Origin of the sequence: Longispora fulva, from assembly GCF_015751905.1 — a bacterium.
GTDB classification, from domain to species: Bacteria; Actinomycetota; Actinomycetes; order Mycobacteriales; family Micromonosporaceae; genus Longispora; species Longispora fulva.
Window position 1 is genome coordinate 3491684 of record NZ_JADOUF010000001.1, and the last position, 22896, is coordinate 3514579.

At 72.6% G+C, this 22896-nt stretch carries 24 protein-coding genes; 10 read left to right on the forward strand and 14 right to left on the reverse strand.

The genetic code is table 11. The features are described from left to right. Nucleotides 1-88 precede the first annotated feature (88 nt). Both IW245_RS41650 and IW245_RS15370 read left to right on the forward strand, forming a co-directional pair. Nucleotides 89-733 (forward strand): DUF2975 domain-containing protein, encoded by a 645-nt coding sequence (locus IW245_RS41650; RefSeq protein WP_197003857.1) that lies wholly within the window; start codon nt 89-91, stop codon nt 731-733. Next, on the forward strand, nt 733-960 hold the full coding sequence (locus tag IW245_RS15370) for a helix-turn-helix domain-containing protein (protein WP_197003858.1): 228 nt from the start codon (nt 733-735) through the stop codon (nt 958-960). The genes IW245_RS41650 and IW245_RS15370 overlap by 1 nt, the downstream gene beginning before the upstream one ends. Here the strand turns inward: IW245_RS15370 and IW245_RS15375 are convergent. The 5 genes from IW245_RS15375 to IW245_RS15395 all read right to left on the reverse strand — a co-directional run bounded on the left by IW245_RS15375 (nt 938) and on the right by IW245_RS15395 (nt 5943). Further along, nucleotides 938-2668, reverse strand: coding sequence for a S9 family peptidase (locus tag IW245_RS15375; protein ID WP_197003859.1), 1731 nt, complete (start codon nt 2666-2668; stop codon nt 938-940). The two genes, IW245_RS15370 and IW245_RS15375, sit on opposite strands and share 23 nt — an antisense overlap. Nucleotides 2669-2717: 49 nt before the next feature. After that, nucleotides 2718-3428, reverse strand: coding sequence for a transporter substrate-binding domain-containing protein (locus tag IW245_RS15380; protein ID WP_197003860.1), 711 nt, complete (start codon nt 3426-3428; stop codon nt 2718-2720). A 67-nt stretch (nt 3429-3495) separates the two neighbouring features. Beyond that, nucleotides 3496-4299, reverse strand: coding sequence for a GNAT family N-acetyltransferase (locus tag IW245_RS15385; protein ID WP_197003861.1), 804 nt, complete (start codon nt 4297-4299; stop codon nt 3496-3498). 93 nt (nt 4300-4392) lie between these two features. Then, a complete protein-coding gene (locus IW245_RS15390; protein WP_197003862.1) occupies nt 4393-4950 on the reverse strand; it encodes a hypothetical protein in 558 nt (185 codons plus the stop codon). A 225-nt stretch (nt 4951-5175) separates the two neighbouring features. Beyond that, nucleotides 5176-5943 carry an SH3 domain-containing protein gene (locus IW245_RS15395; RefSeq protein ID WP_197003863.1) on the reverse strand — a complete coding sequence of 256 codons (768 nt, stop codon included), beginning with the start codon at nt 5941-5943 and terminating at the stop codon, nt 5176-5178. Nucleotides 5944-6212: 269 nt separating this feature from the next. Between IW245_RS15395 and IW245_RS15400 the strand changes: the two genes are divergently transcribed. From IW245_RS15400 to IW245_RS15415, 4 genes are all read left to right on the forward strand, one after another. Next, complete coding sequence (locus tag IW245_RS15400) at nt 6213-6839, forward strand: response regulator transcription factor (protein WP_197003864.1); 627 nt, start codon at nt 6213-6215, stop codon at nt 6837-6839. Beyond that, nucleotides 6836-8017: a sensor histidine kinase gene (locus IW245_RS15405; protein WP_197003865.1), complete on the forward strand. Its 1182-nt coding sequence runs from the start codon at nt 6836-6838 to the stop codon at nt 8015-8017. The genes IW245_RS15400 and IW245_RS15405 overlap by 4 nt, the downstream gene beginning before the upstream one ends. Beyond that, on the forward strand, nt 8014-9054 hold the full coding sequence (locus IW245_RS15410) for a hypothetical protein (RefSeq protein ID WP_197003866.1): 1041 nt from the start codon (nt 8014-8016) through the stop codon (nt 9052-9054). The genes IW245_RS15405 and IW245_RS15410 overlap by 4 nt, the downstream gene beginning before the upstream one ends. 119 nt (nt 9055-9173) lie before the next feature. Beyond that, nucleotides 9174-10013: an AMP-binding protein gene (locus tag IW245_RS15415; RefSeq protein WP_197003867.1), complete on the forward strand. Its 840-nt coding sequence runs from the start codon at nt 9174-9176 to the stop codon at nt 10011-10013. Nucleotides 10014-10020: 7 nt separating this feature from the next. Here the strand turns inward: IW245_RS15415 and IW245_RS15420 are convergent, their stop codons facing one another. Beyond that, nucleotides 10021-11169: a serine hydrolase domain-containing protein gene (locus tag IW245_RS15420; protein ID WP_197003868.1), complete on the reverse strand. Its 1149-nt coding sequence runs from the start codon at nt 11167-11169 to the stop codon at nt 10021-10023. 137 nt (nt 11170-11306) lie between these two features. Beyond that, nucleotides 11307-12209: a GNAT family N-acetyltransferase gene (locus tag IW245_RS15425; RefSeq protein WP_197003869.1), complete on the reverse strand. Its 903-nt coding sequence runs from the start codon at nt 12207-12209 to the stop codon at nt 11307-11309. A gap of 218 nt (nt 12210-12427) precedes the next feature. Between IW245_RS15425 and IW245_RS15430 the strand changes: the two genes are divergently transcribed. The 3 genes from IW245_RS15430 (at nt 12428) to IW245_RS15440 (ending at nt 14425) form a co-directional block, all read left to right on the forward strand. Further along, the gene (locus IW245_RS15430; protein WP_197003870.1) at nt 12428-12844 is read left to right on the forward strand and encodes a GtrA family protein; all 417 of its coding nucleotides are present in this window, start codon (nt 12428-12430) and stop codon (nt 12842-12844) included. A gap of 166 nt (nt 12845-13010) precedes the next feature. Next, on the forward strand, nt 13011-13208 hold the full coding sequence (locus tag IW245_RS15435) for a ferredoxin (protein ID WP_197003871.1): 198 nt from the start codon (nt 13011-13013) through the stop codon (nt 13206-13208). A gap of 14 nt (nt 13209-13222) precedes the next feature. Continuing rightward, on the forward strand, nt 13223-14425 hold the full coding sequence (locus IW245_RS15440; RefSeq protein WP_197003872.1) for a cytochrome P450: 1203 nt from the start codon (nt 13223-13225) through the stop codon (nt 14423-14425). A gap of 48 nt (nt 14426-14473) precedes the next feature. Here IW245_RS15440 and IW245_RS15445 read toward each other — a convergent pair whose 3' ends face one another. The 7 genes from IW245_RS15445 to IW245_RS15475 all read right to left on the reverse strand — a co-directional run bounded on the left by IW245_RS15445 (nt 14474) and on the right by IW245_RS15475 (nt 21111). Further along, nucleotides 14474-15754: an MFS transporter gene (locus IW245_RS15445; RefSeq protein WP_197003873.1), complete on the reverse strand. Its 1281-nt coding sequence runs from the start codon at nt 15752-15754 to the stop codon at nt 14474-14476. A 235-nt stretch (nt 15755-15989) separates the two neighbouring features. Next, the gene (locus IW245_RS15450) at nt 15990-16904 is read right to left on the reverse strand and encodes a sulfite exporter TauE/SafE family protein (protein WP_197003874.1); all 915 of its coding nucleotides are present in this window, start codon (nt 16902-16904) and stop codon (nt 15990-15992) included. A gap of 106 nt (nt 16905-17010) precedes the next feature. Continuing rightward, complete coding sequence (locus IW245_RS15455) at nt 17011-17424, reverse strand: VOC family protein (RefSeq protein ID WP_197003875.1); 414 nt, start codon at nt 17422-17424, stop codon at nt 17011-17013. A gap of 110 nt (nt 17425-17534) precedes the next feature. After that, entirely contained in the window at nt 17535-18230 is a 696-nt protein-coding gene (locus tag IW245_RS15460; RefSeq protein ID WP_197003876.1) for a DUF4386 domain-containing protein, read from the reverse strand. A 98-nt stretch (nt 18231-18328) separates the two neighbouring features. Next, nucleotides 18329-19705 carry a glycosyl hydrolase family 18 protein gene (locus IW245_RS15465; protein ID WP_197003877.1) on the reverse strand — a complete coding sequence of 459 codons (1377 nt, stop codon included), beginning with the start codon at nt 19703-19705 and terminating at the stop codon, nt 18329-18331. A 104-nt stretch (nt 19706-19809) separates the two neighbouring features. After that, complete coding sequence (locus tag IW245_RS15470; RefSeq protein WP_197003878.1) at nt 19810-20229, reverse strand: hypothetical protein; 420 nt, start codon at nt 20227-20229, stop codon at nt 19810-19812. A gap of 27 nt (nt 20230-20256) precedes the next feature. Continuing rightward, a complete protein-coding gene (locus IW245_RS15475; protein ID WP_197003879.1) occupies nt 20257-21111 on the reverse strand; it encodes a transglutaminase-like domain-containing protein in 855 nt (284 codons plus the stop codon). A 170-nt stretch (nt 21112-21281) separates the two neighbouring features. Between IW245_RS15475 and IW245_RS15480 the strand changes: the two genes are divergently transcribed. Next, the gene (locus IW245_RS15480) at nt 21282-22856 is read left to right on the forward strand and encodes an alkaline phosphatase D family protein (protein WP_197003880.1); all 1575 of its coding nucleotides are present in this window, start codon (nt 21282-21284) and stop codon (nt 22854-22856) included. Nucleotides 22857-22896: the final 40 nt, after the last annotated feature.

Here is a 22896-nt window from a genome sequence, read left to right on the forward strand (position 1 = left end):
CACCACCGGAACAGGACCGGCACGGCTTGACAACCTCCGCTCCCATAGCGATTATCGATGCATCGAATATCGATAAGTGGAGGACGCTGTGGATACCGCCGCACGGACGCGCACGGGCTGGTTGGCCCGGACGCACAAGCTGCTCACCGCCATCCTGGTGTTCGACGTCATCGCGGCCCTCCTGGGCCTGACGGACCTGTTCCACTCCGACTGGGTCAGGGACGTCTCGATCAGGGTGTACCTGTCCGACATCTACCCGGACCTCGGCGACGCGTACGACCGGACCGCGCAGGACCTGCCGCACAGCCCCGCCGTCAACGTCCCTGACACCTTTTCCCTCGTCACCGTCCGGGTCACGCACCCCAGCGCGTTCCAGGCGGTCCTGTACGACCTCGGCCTGGGCTGGTTGACGGTCCTCGCCCTGATCCCGATCCTGCTCTTCGCCCGCCGGCTGGTCCGCGAGGCCTACCACCACGACCCGTTCACCCCGGAGATGATCCGCCGGGTCCGGAAGCTGGGGCTCCTCGTCCTGGGCTGCGGCGGCGGCGCGGAACTCGTCGCGCTGGCCGCGCGGGTCGCGTTGCAGAAGAGCGTGCTCCGCGACAGCGGCACGATCATGGCGGACTCCCCCAGCGTGCCCTGGTGGCTGTTGACCGGCCTGCTCGTGCTGGCGTTCGGCGAGATCCTCAGGCGCGGCGGCCAGCTCCGCGCGGAACTCGACGGGGTGATCTGATGCCCCCGGAGGACGAGCACCGCGTCGACGTCCACATCGACCGCCTCCTCGCCGAGCGCGGCATGACGGTGTCGGAGCTGGCCCGCCGGATGAACATCTCCCTGCCGAACCTGTCCATCCTGAAGAACGGCCGGGCCCGCGCCATCCGGTTCTCCACCCTCACCGCGCTGTGCGAGGCTCTGGACTGCCAGCCGGGCGACCTGTTCACGGTGCGGCGGGAACCGTAGGGAGGTGCCGGGCGAGGAAGTCCAACTCGCGCAGCTGGTCGGCGATCCGCTCGGCGACGACGACGCTGCCGTGCCCGGCGTCGAACCGGTGCAGCTCGTAGTGCTTGCCGAGCGCGTCGAGCCGGGCCACGTAGGTGTCGACCTGCCGGGCCGGGCAGCGCGGGTCGTTCTCGCCGACCGTGATCAGCACCGGCACCCGGACGTGCTCGACGTACGTGATCGGCGAGGACCGGGCCCACACCTCGGGGATCTCGTGCGGGGTGCCGCCGAACAGCGCCTGGTCGTACTCGCGGACCGGCTCCATCTCGTCCTCCCACAGGCCGACGACGTCGCCGATCGGCACGATGGCCAGCCCGGCGGCCCAGCGGTCCGGCTGGGTGCCGAGCCCGAGCAGGGTCAGGTACCCGCCCCAGGAGGCGCCGCCGATCACGCACCGGGCCGGGTCGACGATGCCCTCGGCGACCGCCCAGTCGTACACGGCGGCGGTGTCCTCCAGCTCGGGGAGGCCGGGGCGGCCGATCAGCGCGTCGCGCCAGGCGGTGCCGTAGCCGAGGGAGCCGCGGTAGTTGACGTGGATGACGCAGTACCCGGCGTCGACGTAGGCCGCGCGGCCCGGGTAGAACTGGTCGATGTCCTGGGCGTCGGGCCCACCGTGCAGCAGGAACACCGTCGGGTACGGTCCGGGCCCCTCCGGCCGGGCGATCAGGGCGTGCACGTCGCCGACCCAGGCGTCGGTCAACGGCACCGAACCGGGCGCCTCCGAGGCGAGCACGACCGTGCCGTCCAGCCGGCGGATCGCCGGGGCGTGCGCGGCCGAGGACCACCGGTACTCGACCGTCCCGTCCGGGCGGACCGCCGCGGCCATGATGGTGCCGCGCGGGGTGTCCAGCCGGGTCAGCTCGCCGGTGTCCAGGTCGTGCCGGTAGAGCTCGTCGCGCGCGTGGTGGCGGTGCCGCAGCAGAAGGGCCCGACCGTCCGGGTACCAGTCGGCGAAGACCTCCCCCGGCAGGTCCACCTCCGGCGCGTGTTCCGCGCCGGTGACCGGGTCCCAGATCAGCGGCCCCGGCCGGTCGTCGCGGTCCCGGGTGAGCAGCAGCCGGGTGCCGTCCGGCGCGAAGTCCACCACCCGCAGGCCGTGCTCGTCGACCAGCTCGCCGACCACCGTCCCGTCGGCGACGCGGAGCACCCGCACGGCCCGGTGCCGGGCGTCGGCGTACTCGGCGTGCTCGACGGCCAGCAGCGTCTCGTCGACGCTGAGCGCGCCGACCGAGGCGTCGACCCGACTGGAGTGCAGCAGCCGGCCGCCGACGTGGATCGTGACGCCCTCCTCGGTGGACAACCCGACGGCCTGGGTCGAGCGGCCGAGCACGAGCCCGACCGGCCAGCCGGGACCCAGCTCCGGGGTGGCCGGGACCGCCGGGGTCGCACCGTCGAACGGCTGGCGCATCCAGCGGCCGCGCTCGTCACCGGCGGTGTCGGCGAACCACCACACCTCCGAGCCGTCCCGGTCGATCACGGCGAGGGTGGTACCCGCCGGCCGGTCGGTGAGCTGGTGGTGGGTGTCGGTGGCGCGGTCCCAGGTGTGCACCTGCAGGGCGCCGGAGGCGTTGGACACGTAGACGGCGCGGTCCGGCGCGTCGGGGGCCCAGCGCAGGACCGGCAGGTTCGGGGCGCGGAACCGTTGTACCCAGCGGGGCTCATCAGACATCCGATCAGACTCGCACCCGCCGGTACCCCCGATCAATGGGTTTGAGTCGTTACCCGGGCGGCGCGACCGCGGCGTCGGGCTGACCCGCGCGCAGGAGCGAGTCGGCCACGAACCCGCTGGCCTTCAGCTCCTCGACGAGGTCCCGGAGGAACGCCACGGTCTCGGGCAGCCGGGTCCTCGTCGTGCCCACGGCCTGCTGGATCTGCATGAACCGTTCCCCGATCAGCCGCACCCCCGGGCGGGCGGCGACGAACTCCGTCATCGGCTGCCGGACGCCGGCCACCGCCTCCAGGCCCCCGCCGAGGAACTCCGCGGTCCCGTCCTCGCCGCGCACGAGGGTCGCGTGTTCCAGGGTGCGCGACAGGTACAGGTCGTAGGCCGACCCGCGGTTCACGCCGATCCGGACGCCCGGCCGGTCGACGTCGGCCGGCGTGGTCAGCGGCGAGTCGACGGGCACGGCGAACACGCCCTCGATCACGACGTACGGCGCGGTGAAGGCCACCTCCGCCGCCCGCGCGGGCTCGACGGCGAGAAAACACAGGTCCGCGCGGCCGGCGGTCATCGCGTCGAAGGACTTGCGCGCGGCGTCGAAACACACGAGTTCGACGGGTACGCCCAGCCGCGCGCCGACCTCGTGCGCGATGTCGACCGTGACACCGGTCGGCGCGGTGGCCGTGCCCTGGGCGAGCACCGGATTGCCCAGGTTGATGGAGGCCCGCAGGGTGCCGGTCGGCGCCAGGTCCCGGGAGATGATCTTCATGGGCCGAGCGTAGCGCCCGTAGGGTCGGTCGCTCCCGGGCGGGACACGACCCGACCCACGGCGGCGGCTACCCGAGCGTGACCCGGTCGAGGACCGGGCGGAACCCCAGGGCCCGGTACTTCCCGTCGGCCACGCCGTCGTCGGCGGACCCGAAGACGAGGACGTCACGAGCCGTCTCCGCCGCCGTGGCGCAGGCCGCCACGAAGGCCGCGTCGGCGTGAGTCTCGTCGTCCGGGGCGTAGACCGCGCTCAGGCGGACCATGCCGGCCACCGTGCGACTGCGGCCGGCCATCGCCACCGGCACCCCGTCGACCTCCCACAGCGTGATGCCCCCGACGCTGATCGGGTCGTCGACCACGTAGGCCAGGTCGCTGGGGTCGTCGGGGAACGCCGCCATCATCCGCTCGAACCACGACACCAACAGGTCGCGGTCCGCTGGCCCGGCCGTCCGGGCGCTTCCCCGGGGCGGGGCCGGTGGTTCCAGACGCTCCAGCCGGTACAGCGTGATCCGTGACCGCTCGGTGAGCCGCACACCGGTCCGGCGCTCCCAGGCCACCGCGACGGAGTCGGCCAGCCGGCCGTCCACTCCGATCCCCCGCGCACCGGCCAGGACGTCGGCGAGGTCCGCCATCCCGTCGGCGGGCACCATCGACAGCACAGGCGGGTGCCGTGGCGCCCGGACGAACGCGCCCGCGACGTCGCCACCGGCGGTCCGCCACCAGCCGTGGAGCTGATCGGTCGCCGCACTCGGCCGAGCGTGCAGGTAGGCGGCCTCCGTGAGCAGGACAGTGTGCTCGACCGGGCGGGACTCGAGGAACGCGCGCGCCGCGGCGAGGAAGACTCCGATGTCGGACGTGGTCGACCAGGTCATGGCCCCATCCTGCTACGTGGGCCGGTGTCTTTCCGCACCGGCCGATCCGGCGATCCCACACCATGTGGCCCGCCGGATCGACGCCGGTCCGGATCAGTCGCCGGTCTCCGCGGCCTTCCAGGACTCCGCCCTGGCCCGGTGCAGCTGGGACTGCCACAGCAGCGCCGGCCCGGCGCACAGGGCCGCGAAGCCCGCGAAGAAGCTGATCGCGAACCAGTAGTCGGTCGGAGCGTCCTCCTCCACCGTCTCGCCGGCCTTGGAGAAGAAGTAGAACGCCGCGACGAGGAAGATCAGCACCGTCACACTCCCGGCGACCAGGAAGACGCGGGCCCGAAGTGTCTCGCGCTCGGCGCGCGCCGCCGGCGGCAGGGCGGCGACGCCGCTGCGGCGTTCCCTGTCGGCCTCGAGAATCGCCCGGGCCTCGGTGTTGGTCAGCCCGAGCTCTCTGAGCAGACGCCGCTGCGGGATGAGCAGCAGCAGGCCGATGCAGATCCCGATGAATCCGCCGCCCCCCAGCGGGAAGGACACGTCGGCCGCCACGAGCAGGACGACTCCCGCGATGACCACTGCCAGAGTGGCCAGCAGCGAGATCTTCAGACGTCGGTTCGACTCACGCAGACGACGGAGGTCTTCCTCGCTGATTTCGCGCACCGCTTCCCGCCCTTCGCTCGGAAACCCTGTCGACGCTGGTCACTCGCGCGGCAGAGGAGGCCGGCCCTGTGGAAGTGGGCCGGAACGTCTATCCATCATAGACAGACAAGGCCTCCCTGCGGGAGTCCGGTTCCCGACCCTTTCAGGTGGAGTGCACCGGTCTCAGCACCTCAGCCAACGAGGGGGCGCGGTGCCCGGTCCGGACACCGCGCCCCCTCGTGACGGTCAGTGGTTGTACTGGAACCAGGGCTGGGTCCACCCGAGGTACGGCTTGCCCCACTGGCTCTTGATCTCCGCGATCGTCGTCTCGGTCAGGGTGCCGTTGCCGTGGATGTCGTTGGAGATGAACTTCCCGCCACCGATCGAGATCATCACGTGGCCGGCCCCGCCGGAGAAGAACGCCAGGCCACCGGCCGGGACGTTGGTGTCACCGGCGTGCCGGTACGCCGAGGGCACCTGGGTCCAGTGCACGTACGCCGTGGTCGAACCGCTCGCCGGGAAGCCGTAGGCCAGCCCCATGATGTGGTCGCACCGGTTGTAGTAGTCCGCGACGTACGACGTCGTCTTGTGGTTGATCGCCCACGTCACCGCCTGGGAACAGCTCCTCGGGTCACCCAGCCCGCTGGTCGAGCACGCGGGGCCCGAACCGCACAGCGGCGCGATGAGGTCGTCGGAGCCGGTGTACACGTACGTGTCGGTGATGTAGCCGGTGGAGATCTTGTCCCAGATGTTGCTGGTGCCGTACTTGCCGGTGACCGTGTCGCCGTAGGTCTGGCAGGTGATGTTCACCGAGGCGCCGCTGGCCACCGACCCGACAGCGCTGGAACTGACATGCGGCCCCGACCGGACGGTGACCGCCACCCCGCTGTCGGTGTGGACGGTGCCACTGGCCGCGAAGGCCGTTCCGGCGGTCAGCGTGACCACCGCCGTCAGCACCGCGCCGACGATCCCGAGACGGGCGAAGCCGCGGCGTGACGAGGCTGTGTGTGACATGTGTTCTCCCAGGGGTTGCGGTGCCGGGGCGAGCGACATGTCGACCCGCCGGGGCCTGTGGCATCGAGAGGTGGAACTCGTTGAAAGTAGCCACGGGGCATCGACGGTGTCCAGGATCTGACTGTCAGCAAACAGGTTCTGACAAGGCCTTACACCGCCATTGGCGTCGCGTTCGCGCGTCGGTCACCGTGGCGACGTCCGGGCCTCTCCCCTGTCGGACCAGCGTCGGGAGCCCCGGAACCGGCCGACCGTTGGCACATACTATGTGGATGATCCGGCTGGCGGTGGTCGACGACTTCCCGATGAACGTGCTCGGCTTCGAGCAGACGTTCGTGGCGGCTCCCGACGTCGTGGTCGTCTCCGGGGTGACCGACCCCGGCGAACTGCCGGCCGGGGACGCGTTCGACGTCGTGCTGTGCGATCTGTACCTCGACGGCGGGCAGCGGCCCTCCCTGGACGTGATCGAGGCACTGGCGGCCCGCGCGCACGTGCTGGTCGTGTCCCGCTCCGGCCGGCCGCTGGACGTCCGCTCCGCGCTCGCCCGGGGCGCGCGCGGCTACCTGACCAAGCGTGCCCCGCTGGCGGAGTTCCTGCCGGCGGTCCGGACGGTGGCCGCCGGGGACATCTACCTCACCGGGGAACTGGCCGACCTGCTCGCCGCCGCGGAGAACACCGACCCCCGGCTGTCCCCGCGCGAACGGGAGGTGGTGGAGCTGATCGCCAGCGGCCTGGCCAACAAGCAGATCGCCGCCCGGCTGTCGATCGACATGTCCACCGTCGACACGTACATAGACCGGATCAAACGCAAGTTGGGGGTACGCGGGAACCGCGTGGTGCTGGCCATGGAGGCCCTCCGGCTGCACTACCCGGACTTCCCGGCCGGCGACGTCCGGTGAGCCGGGCGGACCTCGCGCCGTCCGTCGCCGTGCCGGCAGCGGACAGCGCCGCGGCCGGCGCCGAGCGGACCCTGGCCGTGGCCGCCTTCGCCGGTCCGGTGGCCGGGCTGCTCCTGGTCGTCGGGCAGGCCGTGACGTTGCCAGCCTCCCCCGCCCGGCTGCCCCTGCTGGCGGTGTGCGTCACCGCCGCCGTGTCCGCCGGACTGCTGGCCGCCGTCTCCTGGCGGCGCGGCCGACTGCCGCCATCCTGGGTGGCCGTCGACGCCGTGCTCCGGGCGGCGCTGCTGGCCGCGTCGTTCCTGCTCTGCTGGTACGGCGGCGGTCTGGCGGCCACGACAGGACGGGACAACAGTCCGCTGTACGACTTCCTGGTCGTCACCGCGGCCGTCCCCGGCCTGGTCCCGTGGCCGCTGCCGGTGGCCATGGCGTCGGTGACCCTGGTCACGGCCACCTCGGTGGCCGGGGAGCTCCTCCTCGGCAACCCGATGTGGAACGTCGTGCCCAACTCGACGGCGTTCCACGGCTCGGCGTTGATCGCCGCCCTGGTCGCCCGGCAGGTGCGCGCCGTGGCCCGGCGGACCGACGCCTACCATCGCGAGACGGCCGAACGCGCCGCGGCCCTCTCCGCCGCCGACGAGCGCCGACGGCACACCGAACCGCTGCGGCAACGGGTGCTCACGACCCTCACGGAGGTACTGGAGTCCGGCGCGATCGCCGACCCCCGGCTCGCCGGCCAGGCCCGCCGGGAGGTGGCCTGGCTGCACGGGCTGCTCAGCCGCGGTCCACGCGAACCGGACGGCGACCTGCCGGACCTGCTCCGCGCGCTGGCCGGCGACCTCGCCGACACCGGCCTGCGGGTGGAGCTGGACCTGCCGGCCGGGGACCTGCCACCCGGCGGGCGGGGCGCGGCGGCGCTCGTCCAGGCGGCCCGCGAGGCGCTGACCAACGTCCGCAAGCACTCCGGGGCGGACGTGGCCCGGCTCAGCCTGCGGCGGACCGCCGACGGCTGGCTGGTCGAGGTGGCCGACGACGGCTGCGGCTTCGACCCGGCCGAGGTGCCGGTCGGGCTCGGCCTGGCCCGGTCGGTACGGGACCGGATGTCGCGGGCCGGTGGCCATTCCGCCGTCCGGTCGGCCCCGGGCCGGGGCACCGTGGTGCTGTTGTGGGCGCCGCGGTGAGACGGCCCGACGCCCCGCTGCAGTTGACGGCGGGCCTCATCGTGCGGGCGTGCGCGCTCGTGGTCATGTGGGGGATCCTGACGTGGACCGGGCCCCGGTTCGACCACCCGTGGCAGCCCGTGGCCCTGCTCGCGGCGGTCACGGCGGTCAGCGCGGTGGTGGCGGCGCGCTGGTGGCGAGCCGGCCGGGCCGGGCGGGTCGGCCGGGCCGTGGACCTGCCGCTGGGCGTGGCGATGCTCGTCGTGGGCGCGCTGATCCTGCCGCCCGGCGGGACGGGGTGGTTGTACTTCGCCGCGCAGTACACCCAGTTGCTCAGTTTCGCCGTGGGACTGACCGCCGGCCGGCTGTGGTGGGCCCTCGGCGTGGGGGTGTCCTGGGCGGCCACGCTGGTGGTTGTCGGGGTAGGCATCCGCCACCAGCCGTTGGCGGCCCAGTTGGCCGCGACGCCCGGCTTCCTGGTCAATCCGCTGGTCGGGTGGTCGGTCGCCCGGTACCTGCGCACGTCCACCACGGCGTTGCGGGCCGCACAGCTTCAGGCCGTCGCCCAGGCCGCGGCCCTGGCCACGGCGACCGAGCGTGAGGCGTACGCCGGCGCGCTGCACGACCGGGCCCTGCAGATCATGGAGCTGTTGGCGGCCGACGGGGTGGTCACAGAACCCGGGCAGGCCGCGCGGGTCCGCGAGGTGTCGGCGTGGCTGCGGGACTTCGTGGACACCGGGCGGACGGAACCGGACCTGCTGGCGGCGTTGCGGACCATCGCGCAGGCTGCCGACCGGCCCGTCCGGTTGCACGACTCAGCGCTGCGCGCCGAGCCGGTCGCGGCGGTTCCGGTACTGGTGGCGGCGGTGGCGGCGGTGCTGGCCTGCGGGTCAGGGCCGGTGACGGTGCGGGCGGCGCCCCGCGACGGCGGCGTGCGGATCACCGTGGTCGGCGAGGACGTCGGCGACGGCGGCGGGGCCGGCCCCCTGCTGGCCCGGGCCGGCGGGCGGTTGGTGGCGGAGCCGTTGTGTCTGGAGCTGTGGGCGCCCGTCCGGTAAACACCCGACATGCGCGCGAGGTCCCCGACTGACAGCCTCAAGTCATCCTCCGCGCCCGCGAACCCGCTGCTCCGACGGGCGCCGGACCGACGTCGCCTGTCAGTTGTGGAGGGTCGCCCGTGAGCCTGCGCGGTCTTTTCGAGTACCGGGTCCGCGCCACGCCGGACGCCCCCGCCGTCCGGTGCGGCGACACGGCGTGGAGCTACGCCGAGTTGGCCGACCGCGCCGACCGGGTCGCCCGGCACCTGCGCGGCCTGGGCCTGCCCCTCGGCGCCCCGGTCGCCGTCTGCCTGCCCCGGGGCCCGCACCTGGTGGCGGCCCTGCTCGGCGTCCTGCAGGCCGGCGGAGCCTTCGCGCTGGTGGACCCGGGTGGCCCCGTCCGGCGACGGCTCCGCGAACTGCGACCCTTCGCGGTACTGGCCCGCGGTTCCCACCACGCGGACCTCCCCGGCGACCACCCGGTCGTCCGCCTCGACGACATCGACGGCCCGCCGACCGCGCCCACCACGGCCACCGACCACTCGCCGCCGCGCAACGACGGGACCCTCGACGTGCTCGTGGAACACGGCGACCCGGCCGGCTCCCGGCCGGACCGGACCGAGACGTACGACCTCGCCGACCCGGATCCGCTCGGCACCCCGGTCACCGACGGACGGTTCACCGTCGCCTGGGTCCGCGCGCTGTGCACCGGCGGCACGCTGAACCTTCTCACCCCGGAGGCCCCGCCCGGCGTGGGCGCCGACCCGCACCGGCTCGTCGCCGCCGAGCGGATCACGGTCCTCGGGTGCGATCCGGCGACGGTCCGCCGGCTGCTCCCTCCGGGGCGGCCCGACGTCGGCGTCGTGCGGCTGCTCGTCGTCGGCGTCGAGCCGTGGGCGTCCGCGGGACAGCGGGCCGCCCGGTACCGCCCCGGACCCCGGGTGCGGGTCATCGTGTCGGGCACCGACGTGCGGCTGTGAGCCTCGGTCAGCCGGCGCCGGTCGAGTACCGCCAGAAGTCGGACATCCACTCCGGCGGGACCGGGCTGTCGGCTCCGACCTGGGTGAGCAGGATCGCGACGGTGCCGGTGGCCGGGACGACGTGCGCCGACGTCCCGGTGCCCCCGACCCAGCCGTACCGGCCCGGCACGTTCCACGGGTCGAGGACGGCGACGTCGACCGAGCCGCCGAAGCCCCAGCCCTGGCCCTGGAGGAACAGCTCGCCGACCGCCCGTTGGACCGCGGTCGTGTGGTCGCTGGTCATCCGCCGCACCGAGTCGGCGGACAGCAGCCGCCGACCGTCGGCGGTCACGCCCCCGGCCAGCAGCATCCGCCCGAACGCCAGCCAGTCGTCGACCGTCGAGACCAGCCCACCGTTGCCCAGCGCGAACGCCGGCGGGGCGCTCCACTGCCCTTCCGGCCCGTCGGCCAGCTCCAACGCGCCCGCCTCGCCGCGGCGGTAGTAGCTCGTGAACCGTCCGAGCCTGTCCGCCGGCACCTCGAAGCCCGTGTCCACCATGCCGAGCGGCCCGAACACCCGCTCGGCCAGGAACTCCGGCAGCGGGCGGCCCGCGACCCTGGCGACCAGCACGCCCTGCAGGGTGGAGCACGTGTCGTACAACCACGCCTCGCCCGGCTGGTAGAGCAGCGGAACCTGGGACAGCTCGGCCATCCACACGTCCGGGGCCGGGAACGTCGCCGGCCGCCGGCCGTCCTTCTGCACCGGGAACAGCCGCTGGACGGCCGGCAGGGTGAAGTCGGAGGCGAAGCCGTAGCCGGCGGTGGAGGTGAGCAGGTCGAACACCGTGATCGGACGGACCGCCGGGACCACGTCGTCGACCGGGCTGGCGGGGGTGCGCACGACCATCGGCTCCGCCAGCTCCGGTAGCCACCGGTCGACCGGTTCGTCGAGCGCGATCCGGCCCTCCTCGACCAGGACCATGACCGCCGCGGCGGTGACGGGCTTGGTGATCGACGCGATCCGGAAGATCGAGTCCCTGGCCATCGGCGCGCCGCCGACCGCGACCGAGCCCACGGCCGCGACCTCGGTCCGGTCGCCGCGGGCCACCAGGGCCACGGCGCCGGGCACCGAGCCGTTCCTGACGTGGGTGTCCAACAGCTCGCGCAGGTCGGTCATCGCCCCACCATATGTCGGGTTCGACCCGTGTCACGACTGGGACGAGGTGGAAACCCGTCGACCCGGCGGTCCGACACACTCGCCGGCGCGCCGCTGACGGGTCCGGCGGGCGGGAGGCTCCCCGCCCGCCGGATCGGTCACCGCAGCGTCCTGCTCCACTCCGTCGACCACGGCTCCGCGGTCATGCCCGCCTTGCGGTACAGCTCCAGCGCCCCGGTCGCGTTGTCGGCGTCCACGTTGAGCACCCCCGTCGGCAACCCGTCGACCGCGAACGCCGCCAGCGCCGTGGTGAGCAGGGCGAACGCGATCCCCCGGCCGCGCCAGCCCGGCACGACGCCGACGTCGCCGACATATCCGACGGTGGTGTCCCGGTCGCCGTGCCGGCCGCCGTGGCAGAAGCCGACGATCCGGTCGCCGTGCCGGGCGACGAACCACAGGGCCGGGTCGAACGGCTCTGCCGGGTTGGCCCGCCGGTCCCGCCACCAGGCCGCCTCGTCCGCCGGGTCGGCCGGGAACGCCGCCCGGAACGCCGCGAACAGCTCCCCGGCGTCGCGCGCCTCGTCGAAGCCGGTGACCGCCACGCCGGGCGGCAGCGAGGCGGCCGGCCGGTCGTACCCGTGCAGGGACCTGCGCATCCGCAGGATCCGGTGGATCTCGGTGTAGCCGCGCCCCAGCAGAAGCGCGGTGCCGGCGGTGTCGGTGCCGGGCTGCATGACGGTGACGACGTCGCAGCCCAGCGTCGTGCCGGCCCGGTCCTCCAGCTCGGCCAGCAGGGCGGTGCCGACGCCCCGGCCGGTCGCGTCCGGGTGGACCCGGGCGAAGCAGCGCACGGCGGGTCCGGCGCGCCAGGCGTGGCCGAAGCCGAGGACGGCCCCGGTGTCGTCGTGCACCAGCGCAGGTACGGAACCGGGCTGGGTCAGTCGGGCCAGTGCCGCGCCGGGCGGCTGCGGGCGGCCCACGCGCACCAGGGCGTAGGCGTCGAGCAGGGTGTCTACCGCTGCCGCGTCCCCGGGGGTCGCGGCGCGTACGTGCAGAGTCATCGTGGTGGTTCCTCTCGCGCGATCGGGTACTGGACCCAGGCGCGAGCCGTCAACGGCCGGAGATGACGCCTGGGCGGAGAGTCCTGGCGGCCATGGCGTCACCTCCTCGTGTCACGTGTCCGAGCGAGCATGCCAGAGCGCCGCGGTCCTGTCATCCGGAAATCCCGGGCGTCCCGCAGTGCGCGAGCGGCTGATCGGGGACAGTAAAGTCCACCCCCGTGGATCACGCGGGGGTGGTGTCAGTCCTGGCCCGACGGGCCGGCGCGTTGTCGCGCCGCAGCGAAGTACGGTACGTCCTGGTCGGCGGGATGTGCTTCGCCGTGGACGCCGCGCTGCTGTACACGCTGAGCCGGCCGTGCCACGTCTGGCTGCCGCTGGCCACGGCGCTCGCCTTCGGCAGCTCCGTCCTGGCGAACTTCACCCTCAACCGGCTCTGGTCCTTCGGCGCGCGACGCACCCCGGGCAGACACTTCCTGCGGTACTCGTGCCTGGTCGCCGCGAACTGGGCGGTCACAGTGTGCGCGGTGCCGACGATCACCTGGGCCGGCGCTCCGCTGCTGGTGGCCAAGACGACGTGCACCGCGGCCCTGTTCCTGGCGAACTACGTCGTCTCCCGGCGCTGGATCTACCGCTAGGCGAGCCCCGGGCAGCCGCCCGGGCTCCCGCCGCCGCACGCGGGGGCAGTGATCACCGTAAAAAAGCGCAATGGTGTTGATCTGGTGTCGCCGCACCATTAGGGACAACGCTAGTGTTGTCATGATTTACATGAACCAATTTCGGGACTCTTCGAAGGAGCCGACAATGCGGGTGACGGTCTCACCGGAGGCATGCTGCGGATCCGGCCAGTGCGCGCTGCGCCTGCCAGAGGTCTTCGACCAGAGCGACGTCGACGGCACGGTCGTCCTGCTGGTGGAGCGACCTGCCGGACAGTTCCGGGCCGCCCTACGCGAGGCGGTGCTGACCTGCCCTTCCGGAGCCATCGAGGTCTCGGAGGACTGACCGAAGGAGCTGCGATGACCGATACCATCAATCTGCTGCCCACCGCCAGGACCAGCCCGCTCGACCCACCGCCCGAGGTGCTCGCGCTGCACGCCGCCGAAGGGCCGGTCAGCCGGCTGGACTTCCCGAACGGGAAGCGCGGCTGGCTGGTCACCGGCTTCGACGAGGTCCGCGCCGCCCTGATCGACCCCCGGCTCAGTGCCCGCGGCCGGCTCGAGCTGAACCCGATCCGCAAGCTCGAGGTGCCGCCGGAGGAGCTGGAGAACATCAACCGGCCCAACCTGCTCAACACCGACCCGCCGGACCACACCCGGCTGCGGAGAATGCTCACCGGCCTGTTCACGGTGCGCCGGATGCGGGCGTTGTCCCCCCGGATCGAGGAGATCGTCGCCGACCACCTCGACGCGATGGCCACCGCCGACGGGCCCGTCGACCTGGTCTCGGCGCTGGCCCTGCCCGTGCCGTCGCTCGTGATCTGCGAGCTGCTCGGCGTGCCCTACGACGACCGGACCCACTTCCAGGGCCTGACCGCCACCCTGCTGCGGAACGACTCCACCAGCGAGGAGGTCGTCGCGGCCGGCGCTGGCCTGCGGGAGTACATGATGGGGCTGGTCAAGGCCAAACGGGCCAACCCCGACGACGGGCTGCTCAGCGAGCTGATCCAGGCCGAGGACACCCTCACCGACATCGAGGCGGCCGGCACCGGCCTCCTACTCCTGATCGCCGGACACGAGACGACGGCCAACATGATCGGGTTGGGCACGTTCACCCTGCTCAGCCAGCCCGAACGGTGGGCGGAGCTCCGCGATCGTCCGGAACTCATCGACCACGCCGTCGAGGAGCTGCTGCGGTACCTGACGATCGTGCACTTCGGGCTGCCCAGAACCGCCGCCGCCCCGCTGACCATCGGCGACCAGGCCATCGCCGCCGGCGATCCGGTGCTGCTGCACCTGTCGGCGGCCAACCGGGACCCGGCCCAGTTCGACGGGCCGGAGTTCCTCGACTTCCACCGCGAGTCCGTCCGGCACATCGCGTTCGGGTACGGGGTGCACCAGTGCCTCGGGCAGCAGTTGGCGCGCAACGAGATGATCGTGGTGTTCCGGCGGCTGATCGAGCGGTTCCCGGAGCTGCGGTTGGCGGTGCCGGCGGAGGAGGTGCCGATGCGCAGCGACATGGCGATCTACGGGGTGCACCGGTTGCCGGTGCTGGTCGGCTAGACCCGCCGACGGGTACTCCGCCGGCAGTGTGGTCCCGGGCTCGCGCCTTCAGTGCGCGGGTCCCGGGGCTTGTCCCCGCTCCGGGGTCGGGATCAGGAACGAGCAGCCGGCGGCGGCGAGGACCAGCGCGCCGGCCAGGTCGATCGTCCCGTCCGTACTCCACCCCTGGCCGAGCGCCGCGCCGGCCAAGGAGCCGAGGAGCGTCGCCGCCGCCTGCAACGTCAGGTACGCCGCCGACACCCGTCCCAGGATGCCATCGGCCGTCTCCCGTTGGATGAACGTGTCGATCGCGACCAACGCGCACACCGCCGGCGGCCCGATCAGCGCGAACAACACGGTCGCCGACACCACGTCCGGCGCGTGGAAGGCGAGCAGGAAGACCACGCCCAGCGCGCCGAACGCACCGGCCAGCGACCGTCGCAACGGGACCCTCGCCGTGACGTACCGGCCCAGGGGCGCCCCGACGACGAAGCCGGCCCCCAGCCCGCCGAGCAGCAGGCCGAGGGTCCGCGACCCGGCGTGCAGCACCCCGCTGACGAACGGCACCAGCAGAGCCGTCAACGCGCTGTTGCCGACGAAGAACAGCCCGGCGGCACCGAAGGTCGCGGCGAACCCTGGTGCCGTGCGCACGTGCGCCCAGCCCTGGGTGACCTCGGCCCCGAACCGCCGCAGCGCTCCCCGCCCGCCGGGTACGGGCCGCGTCCGACCGCCGGATAGCGGTCCTGTCCGCCCGGACCGTCCGGCACCCCCGGCGCGTCCGGTCCGGTGCCGGACGAGGGCGATCAGCGCCGCCGACGCCAGATAGGTTCCGGCGTCGACGCCGATGACGGGGCCGAAGCCGACCACCGCGTACAGCGCGCCGCCGAGCGGGGCTCCGACCAGCCGGATCGTGCCGCTGACGAAAGCGCCCAGCGAGTTCGCCGAGACCAGGGCCGTGCCGCGCCCGACGAGCGCCGGGATCAACGCCTGGCGGGCCGGGAGGAAGAACTGGCTGAAGGAACTCTCCAGCGCCAGGGCCACGTAGATCACCCAGACCTGGTCGGCGGAGTGCACGCACAGCAGGAGCCCGGTGGCGCCGGCGCGCAGTACGTCGGCGGCGATCATGACCGCGCGGTGGTCCCACCGGTCGACGAAGACGCCGGCGACCGGGCCCAGCAGCAGGGCCGGGACCATCTCCGCGGCGATCGCCAGGCCTGTCGCCAGCGCGGAGCCGGTCAGTTGCCACACGTAGAACGGCGCGGCGACGACCAGCAGCCAGTCGCCTAGGCTGGAGAGGAACTGGCCGGTCAGTAACAGGCGGAAGTCCCGGTTCCGCAGTGCTTCGCGCACGTGCCGCTCCTCAGTCCCCCGTCGCCCGCGGCAGCCGCTCCGCTGGCGAGCGTCGTTAGCACTCTCGGGTGGAGAGTGCTAACGCATCCTGGCACCGGGCGGCCCTCCCGGCAAGACCCGGCAGTGCGCCGCACCCGGGCTGACAGGGCCGGGGTTTGCCGGCGGGACCGGAGTTCACCGCACGGGCGGAGCCGTCCGCGCCAGGGCTCCGGGTGTCAGGGAATTCAGGTTGCGGTCAGTCGCCGCGCGCCTGGGCCGTCGCCGACCCCGCGTCCCCGAGCAGCGCCCACGCCGGATCGGCCCCCTGCCCGGCGCGCTGCCGCCGGGTGTACACGTGGGCCACCCCGATCGCCAGGCCCGTCGCGAGCACCGCCGCGACCACGGCCTCGTTGGGCACCGCGAGCATCTTCAGCCCGCTGGCCAGCAGGACCACCGCGAGGAACGCCCGGATGGTGCCGCCGGCCGCACGGGAGGAGTACCGCGCGCCGATCCACACGCCGGGGATCGAGCCGACGAGCAGGGACACCGTCAGGTCCAGGTGGAAGTCGCCGAACAGCAGGTGTCCGCCCGCAGCGGCCGCGACCAGTGGGACGGCCTGCACGAGGTCGGTGCCGACGAGCCGGTGGGCGGCCAGCGTCGGGTACGCCACCAGCAGGGCGACCACCACCAGCGAACCGGAGCCGACGGAGGTCATGCCGACGACCAGGCCGCCGAGCACGCCGATCAGCACCGTCAGGGCCGGCCGGACGACGAGCTCCCCGCCGGGGGCGCGGCGGCGCTGGAGCCACTGCTTCACGCCGATCAGGGTGGCGGCCAGGACCAGGGTCACGCCCAGCGCGGTCTTGACCAGGTTCTGCAGGTCGCCGCCGAAGGCCCGGGTGAGGAGCACGCCGGCGAAGGCCGCGGGCACGCTGCCGAGGCACAGCCAGCCGACGAGCGGCCAGTGCACGGTCTTACGTCGGATGTGCACGAAGCCGCCGACGGGCTTCATCAGCGCGCTGACGACGAGGTCGTTGGACACCGCCGTCAGCGGGGGCACACCGAAGAACAGCACGAGGATCGGCGTCATCAGGGCGCCGCCGCCCATGCCGGTCAGCCCGACGATGACGCCGACGGCGAGGCCGGCTGCGGCCACGGTCCAGTCCACCATCCCGAGATTGTCTACTAAACAGGTAGACAAACTCAAGAGGCCGAGTTCGACCGAACGGTCAATACCAAACCCCCCATTTCGGGTACCGGGAGGGACGCCGGCCCGGTCAGGCCTGCGGCTCGCTGATGTTGACCAGCCAGGCGATGCCGAACTTGTCCGTGCACGCGCCGAACTCGTCGCCCCACATCTGCTTCTCCAACGGGACCGACACCGTGCCACTGCCGGAGAGCTTCCCCCAGTAGCCCCGGAGCTCGGCGGCGTCGTCGCCACTCAGGCTGACCGTGATGTTGTCCCCCGGGTTGTACGGCATCCCGGGCGGGGTGTCCGCGCCCATCAGGGTGAAGCCGCTGTCCGTCTCGAGCTGACCGTGCATGATCTGGTCGGCGTTCGGCGCGTCGGGGGCGCCGTACTCGCCGAACGTGTTCAGCCGCAGCGTGCCGCCGAAGACCTGCTGGTAGAACTCCATGGCGTCGCGCGCGGTGCCGGCGAAGCTGATGTACGGGTTGAGACGAGTGCTCACAACGTGCTCCTAGGTCGTGGCGAGGTCAACCCCTGCACACTATCGAGCCCCACCGACAATAGACGCCAAATCGGCTCCGACCTGCACACGGGCCGAACGTGGCGTACCCGTCAGGAGGTCTGCGGGTTCAGATCCGCGCGCCCGGTCCGCACGCCCCGCACGAGGAGCCAGCCGACCATCGCGATCTCCGCGACGGCGGCCGGCGCGACGACGAACGGACCCACGGCCGCGCCCAGGTCCGGGGCCGCGAACCGGGTGAACGTGTCCACCAGGTAGCCGGCGCACCCGGCGACGAGCAGCACCCCCAGCGCGCGCGGGAACAGGCGCGACGTGTAGACGAGGTAGCCGAGGGGCAGTAGCCACAGGCCGAAGAAGATCTGCGCGATGAGGAAGCCGTGGTACTGCAGGTCGAGCATGAGCAGGACGAGCCGGTCGGAGCCCGGCGCCGCCGCATAGCCGGGGTCGGTGGCGATGAGGAGCCCGGCGAACTGGTGGACCATGTTCAGGCACATCATCGCGACGGCGATCGCCACGAAGGTCACCATCGCGCGGGCGGCGTCGCGGTGGACGTGCCGCAGGAGCACGTACAGCGCCATGGCCAGGAACACGAAGAACGTGGCCTGCACGAGGTCGGCGACGAAGCCGGCGCGGACCAGGCCGGCGTGCGCGGCGACGTTGCGCGCCGTGGCCGCGGCGTCGCCCGGGACGTAAACCTCGCCGCGGGTGTAGAAGGCGAAGCCGCCGCAGACCCCGACGACCAGGTAGAGGAGTCCGGCGATTCTGGCGAGGCGTTGCGGGGATCGCATGGGTTCTCCCTGGTAGCGGCCATGTAAAAGAAACTTGACACCATGAAGGTAAAACAAACCCAACATGGTGTCAAGAATTCTTAACTTAGCGCGGGAGGTCAGCGACCCTGGAGCCCCCTGACGTTGTCGCCGAAGGTCCAGCCCTTCGACCCGTCCCAGTTCAGGGACCAGGTCATCAGGCCCTTGAGCTGGCCGCCGTACGTGTTCCAGGACTGCGACACCAGGCCCGTCGACATGTAGCCGCCGCCCGCGCCCGGCTGGGCCGGCAGCCCCGGGACCTGCTTGTCGAAGGGCACCTTGATCGTGGTGCCCTGGATGACCAGGCCCTGGTTGAGGCAGTCGGTCTGCTGGGTGAAGCCCTGGACCGTGCCGGCGGAGTAGGAGTCGCCGGAGCAGCCGTACATGCTGCCGTTGTAGTACTGCATGTTCAGCCACCACAGCCGGCCGTTGTCGGCGTACTTCTTCACGATCGGCAGGTACGCGCCCCAGATCGAGCCGTAGGTGACGCTGCCACCGGTGACGTACGCCGTCTCGGGTGCCATCGTCAGGCCGAAGGTGCTCGGCATCGCCGCCAGGACGCCGTCGATGATCCGGATCAGGTTCGCCTGCGAGGGGGACAGGCTCGTGATGCTGCCGCTGCCGGCCAGACCGGTCTCGATGTCGATGTCGATGCCGTCGAAGTTGTACCGCTTGAGGATCGGCACCACGGTGGCGACGAACCGGTCGGCGACCGTGCTGGAACTCAGGTCGATGCCGGCCGCCGCGCCGCCGATCGACATCAGGATCGTCAGCCCCGCCGCCTTGGCAGTGCACATCTCGGCCGGGGTCGCGACCTTCACGCCCGCGTCCATCCCGTCCTCCCACAGCACGGTGCCGTCGGAGAGGATGACCGGGAACGCCGCGTTGACCACGTTGTAGCCGTGCTGGCGGATCACGGGGTTCGTGATCGGGGTCCAGCCGAACGGCGGGTGCACGCCGTTGGACGCGCCGTCCCAGTTCTCCCAGTAGCCCTGCAGGACCTTGCCGGCCGGCCTCGACTTCACGGCGCAGGTGTCCGTGCCCGGGGAGGTGGTCGGCGTGGGCGACGGGGAGGCCGTCGGCGAGGGGCTGGGCGACTTCGTGGGTGACGGGGACGGCTTCGGCGAGGTCGAGGGCGACGGGGACGGGGACGGGGACGGGGTACCCCCGTCACAGGCTCCGAGGTCCTTCCACAGCGACGCCGCCGCGACCGGGTTCCAGCCGGCGCCCGGCGGGGCGGTGTGCGCGACCCGGGCCTCGTAGGTGTGGCCGAGATAGGTGACCTTGGCGCCGACGGCGTACGGGACGCCCTCGGCCCAGGCCGGGCCGGTGCACGGGGCCAGGACCGAGGCGCCAGTGAGGACGTCGGCCCGGCCGTTGGGGGCGATGACGAGTGCGGTCAGGACGGTCATCGCCGCGCTGACGGCCAGGGCGACTGCCCAGCGGGGCGCTCTCATGGCCGCACCGCCGTACCGCTTGAGGGGTATGTGTTCCACATCCCGTAATTGTTAAGAACGTTTGCTGTCAATGTCCACAGGTAGGGACGTGCCAAAATTCGGCATCACCTCCGGGGACAGTCGACCGTGTGCCCGTCGGTGGCGGCGCACCGGGGCCGCACCCCGGAAGTGGGATCGGGGTGGTGCGCAGCCCGATAGAACAGGGCGCCGATCCCGGCGAGGAGCGTCACGAGCCCCAGAGCCACGCCGAACGACCACGCCGCCAGACCCCGCCGGAAGATCCGACTGAGGGTGAAGCCCACCAGCAGCAGCCCACCGGCCAGGCAGAACGCGCCGAATACCGCGTCGGTCGCCCGGGCGGCCTCCGTGGTGGTGGGCTCCTCGTCGACGCCGAACCGGACCGACGGCGCGACGCCGACCACGACCAGCACGGGGAGACCCACGAGGACGAGCAGCCAGAGGACGCTGAGGATCCCGGTGAGCGCCGGGCCACCCGGTTGGCGGGTCATGCGACTGTCGGTCATCTCCCCATTGTGCCCATACCGTCGGAGTCAGCCGCGCAACGTCACCAGCCGCTCGCCGCCATAGGTCGTGTACGAGACCACCTCCGCCGGCACCCGCAGCCCGGGACTGTCCAGGTAGAGCAGGTGCAGGGCGGCGAACGGCCCACCGGCCGCCCCGAGGTCCGCCGCCCGGTCGAGCAGATCCAGGTCGGGGTCCTCGTCCTCCGCCGCGCCCCAACTGTCCCAGGGCAGCACCTCGACCTTGTTCAGCGCGGCCAGGTCGCGCACGACGCTGCCGCCGAGCATCTCCCAGCCGGTCAGGTTCAGGTCCGGCACCCCGAACGTCGCCGGATCGGCGCGCCCGTCCCGGCAGTCCCGCCACGCCCGGCCGCCGACCAGGAACTCCTCCCGCGGCACGTCCATCGGGTCGAACCGCAGCGCGAAGGCCTCGATCATCTCCGGGGCGAGCATCTCCGCGTCGGCGAGCCGCCAACCGTCCTGCCAGTACTCGGTCACCCAGTGGTCGGCGTGGAACCCCGCCACGAGGTAGGCGGCGTACCCGCACCGGACCCGCGCGGGTGTGCCGGTGTGCCGCAGGAACGCGCAGAACAGGACGGCGAAGTCCCGGCAGGTGCCGGCGAACCGCTCCTCCGGCGCGCGCGGCGCGGTCAGGGGCGCGGGGTTGCGGCCCCGGACGATGGCCAGGATGTCGGCGGCGTAGCGGGTCTCGGCCTCCTCGCGCCGTTCGGCCGGCAACGCGTACCCGAACGGGGCCGTGCCCTCGCGGTGGATCAACAGGTCGCGGACGAGCAGCCCGAGGGCGCGCGGATCTCCGGGCAGGTCCTCGAGCGGGCCGGGCTCGGTGACGACGCTCTGGGCGCGGTAGTACGCGAGTTCAGACATGGGGAGTGACCCTGTTCATCGAAGGATATACCTTGATCACAGTGGCAGGAATTGGCGGGGATTGTCGAGACTGGAATTGACAGGGGTCTGTTCACCGCGCGGAACACCGGTGGTCACCCGCGCCGGCGAGAGTGAGGGAAATCCACGTTTCCCGGTCAGGAGCCCTCACGATGGTGGACAGACGACAGGTACTCGCCGGCGGTGTCGCCCTGGGCGCGGCGACCACGCTCGGCCTCGCGACGCCGGCCCTCGCCGCGGACACGGTGCACCCGTTCGGGCTCGGCGTCGCCAGTGGCGACCCGCTGCCCGACGGGGTCGTGCTGTGGACCCGCCTGGTCGCCGACGCCGGCCAGCTTCCCGCCCGGCCGGTCGAGGTCGGCTGGCAGATCGCCGAGGACGAGCGGTTCCGGCGCGTCGTGCAGTCCGGGACGGCCACCGCCCGACCCGAGCTGGCGCACTCCGTGCACGTGGAGGCCTGCGGGCTGCGCCCCGGTCGGGAGTACTTCTACCGGTTCCGCGCCCACGGCCAGCTCAGCCCGGTCGGGCGGACCCGCACCGCCCCCGCCCCGCACGCCGACCCGCGCAGCCTGCGCCTGGGCGTCGTCAACTGCCAGGACTTCCAGAACGGGTACTGGCCGGCGTACGACGGGCTCGCCACCGAGGACCTCGACGTGGTGTTCCACCTGGGCGACTACATCTACGAGTACGACGCGCACAGCCGGTTCGCCGACCGCAACCACTCCCCCGTGGCCACGCCGGGGCTCGACCAGCTGCGCACCCTGGAGGACTACCGGGGGCGGCACGCGCAGTACAAGGGCGATCCGGCGTTGCGGGCCGCGCACGCGGCGTTCGCCTGGGTGCCGACGTGGGACGACCACGAGACCGAGAACAATTACGCCGGTACCACCGACGAGATCGACGACACGGGCGCGCGCCGGCAGTCCCCCGAGGAGTTCGCCCGGCAGCGCGCGGCGGCCTACCAGGCCTACTACGAGCACATGCCGATCCGCGCGCGGCTGCGCCCGGGCAGCTCCGAGCTGAAGATCTACCGGCGGTTCGACTTCGGCCGGCTGGCCAGGTTCCACGTGCTCGACACCCGGCAGTACCGCACCGACCAGCCCGGCGGCGTCCCCGGTGACTTCGGGCCGGAGCAGATCGGCCGGGCCAACACCGCCGGCTCGCTCACCGGCGACGAGCAGGAACTGTGGCTGACCCAGGGCCTGCGGTCGTCGTCCGCGCGGTGGAACGTCATCGCCCAGCAGGTCATGATGAGCCGGACCCGGTTCCCGAACCCGACCGGCGTGCCGCCGACGATCGTGAACCTCGACCAGTGGGACGGGTACGCCCCGCAGCGCGACCGGCTGCTGAGGTTCCTCGCCGACGCGCGGATCGCCAACCCGGTGGTCCTCGCCGGGGACATCCACTCGACGTGGTTCAGCGACCTGTTGGCCGACTTCGACGACCCCGCCTCGCCGACCGTGGCGGTGGAGTTCGTGGCCACGTCGGTCAGCTCGGACTTCCCTGTCGCGTTCGACGGCCCGATCAAGGCGATCAACCCGCTGGTCAACCCGCACGTCCGGTACTTCGACGGGCTCGCGCGCGGGTACCTGCGGTGCGAGCTGGACCGGGACTCGTGGCGTACCGATGTCCGGGTGGTGGAGTCGATCGAGACCCGGCGGTCGCCGGTGCGCACCAGCGCGTCGTTCGCGGTCGAGGCCGGCCGGCCGGGGCTGCACCCGGCGTAACGGGGCCCGCCGTCAGGCCCGGGCCGGGGCGTCGGGAAAA

Coding starts and splice junctions, on each gene's coding strand:
- IW245_RS15420 (WP_197003868.1), bottom strand. CDS start 11,169: ATGACCGACCTGCGCGAGCTGTTGGACACCCACGTCAGGAACGGCTCG.
- IW245_RS15395 (WP_197003863.1), bottom strand. CDS start 5,943: ATGTCACACACAGCCTCGTCACGCCGCGGCTTCGCCCGTCTCGGGATC.
- IW245_RS15440 (WP_197003872.1), top strand. CDS start 13,223: ATGACCGATACCATCAATCTGCTGCCCACCGCCAGGACCAGCCCGCTC.
- IW245_RS15385 (WP_197003861.1), bottom strand. CDS start 4,299: ATGACCTGGTCGACCACGTCCGACATCGGAGTCTTCCTCGCCGCGGCG.
- IW245_RS15375 (WP_197003859.1), bottom strand. CDS start 2,668: ATGTCTGATGAGCCCCGCTGGGTACAACGGTTCCGCGCCCCGAACCTG.
- IW245_RS15450 (WP_197003874.1), bottom strand. CDS start 16,904: ATGGTGGACTGGACCGTGGCCGCAGCCGGCCTCGCCGTCGGCGTCATC.
- IW245_RS15465 (WP_197003877.1), bottom strand. CDS start 19,705: ATGAGAGCGCCCCGCTGGGCAGTCGCCCTGGCCGTCAGCGCGGCGATG.
- IW245_RS15380 (WP_197003860.1), bottom strand. CDS start 3,428: ATGAAGATCATCTCCCGGGACCTGGCGCCGACCGGCACCCTGCGGGCC.
- IW245_RS15435 (WP_197003871.1), top strand. CDS start 13,011: ATGCGGGTGACGGTCTCACCGGAGGCATGCTGCGGATCCGGCCAGTGC.
- IW245_RS15400 (WP_197003864.1), top strand. CDS start 6,213: ATGATCCGGCTGGCGGTGGTCGACGACTTCCCGATGAACGTGCTCGGC.
- IW245_RS15425 (WP_197003869.1), bottom strand. CDS start 12,209: ATGACTCTGCACGTACGCGCCGCGACCCCCGGGGACGCGGCAGCGGTA.
- IW245_RS15480 (WP_197003880.1), top strand. CDS start 21,282: ATGGTGGACAGACGACAGGTACTCGCCGGCGGTGTCGCCCTGGGCGCG.
- IW245_RS15470 (WP_197003878.1), bottom strand. CDS start 20,229: ATGACCGACAGTCGCATGACCCGCCAACCGGGTGGCCCGGCGCTCACC.
- IW245_RS15370 (WP_197003858.1), top strand. CDS start 733: ATGCCCCCGGAGGACGAGCACCGCGTCGACGTCCACATCGACCGCCTC.
- IW245_RS15460 (WP_197003876.1), bottom strand. CDS start 18,230: ATGCGATCCCCGCAACGCCTCGCCAGAATCGCCGGACTCCTCTACCTG.
- IW245_RS15475 (WP_197003879.1), bottom strand. CDS start 21,111: ATGTCTGAACTCGCGTACTACCGCGCCCAGAGCGTCGTCACCGAGCCC.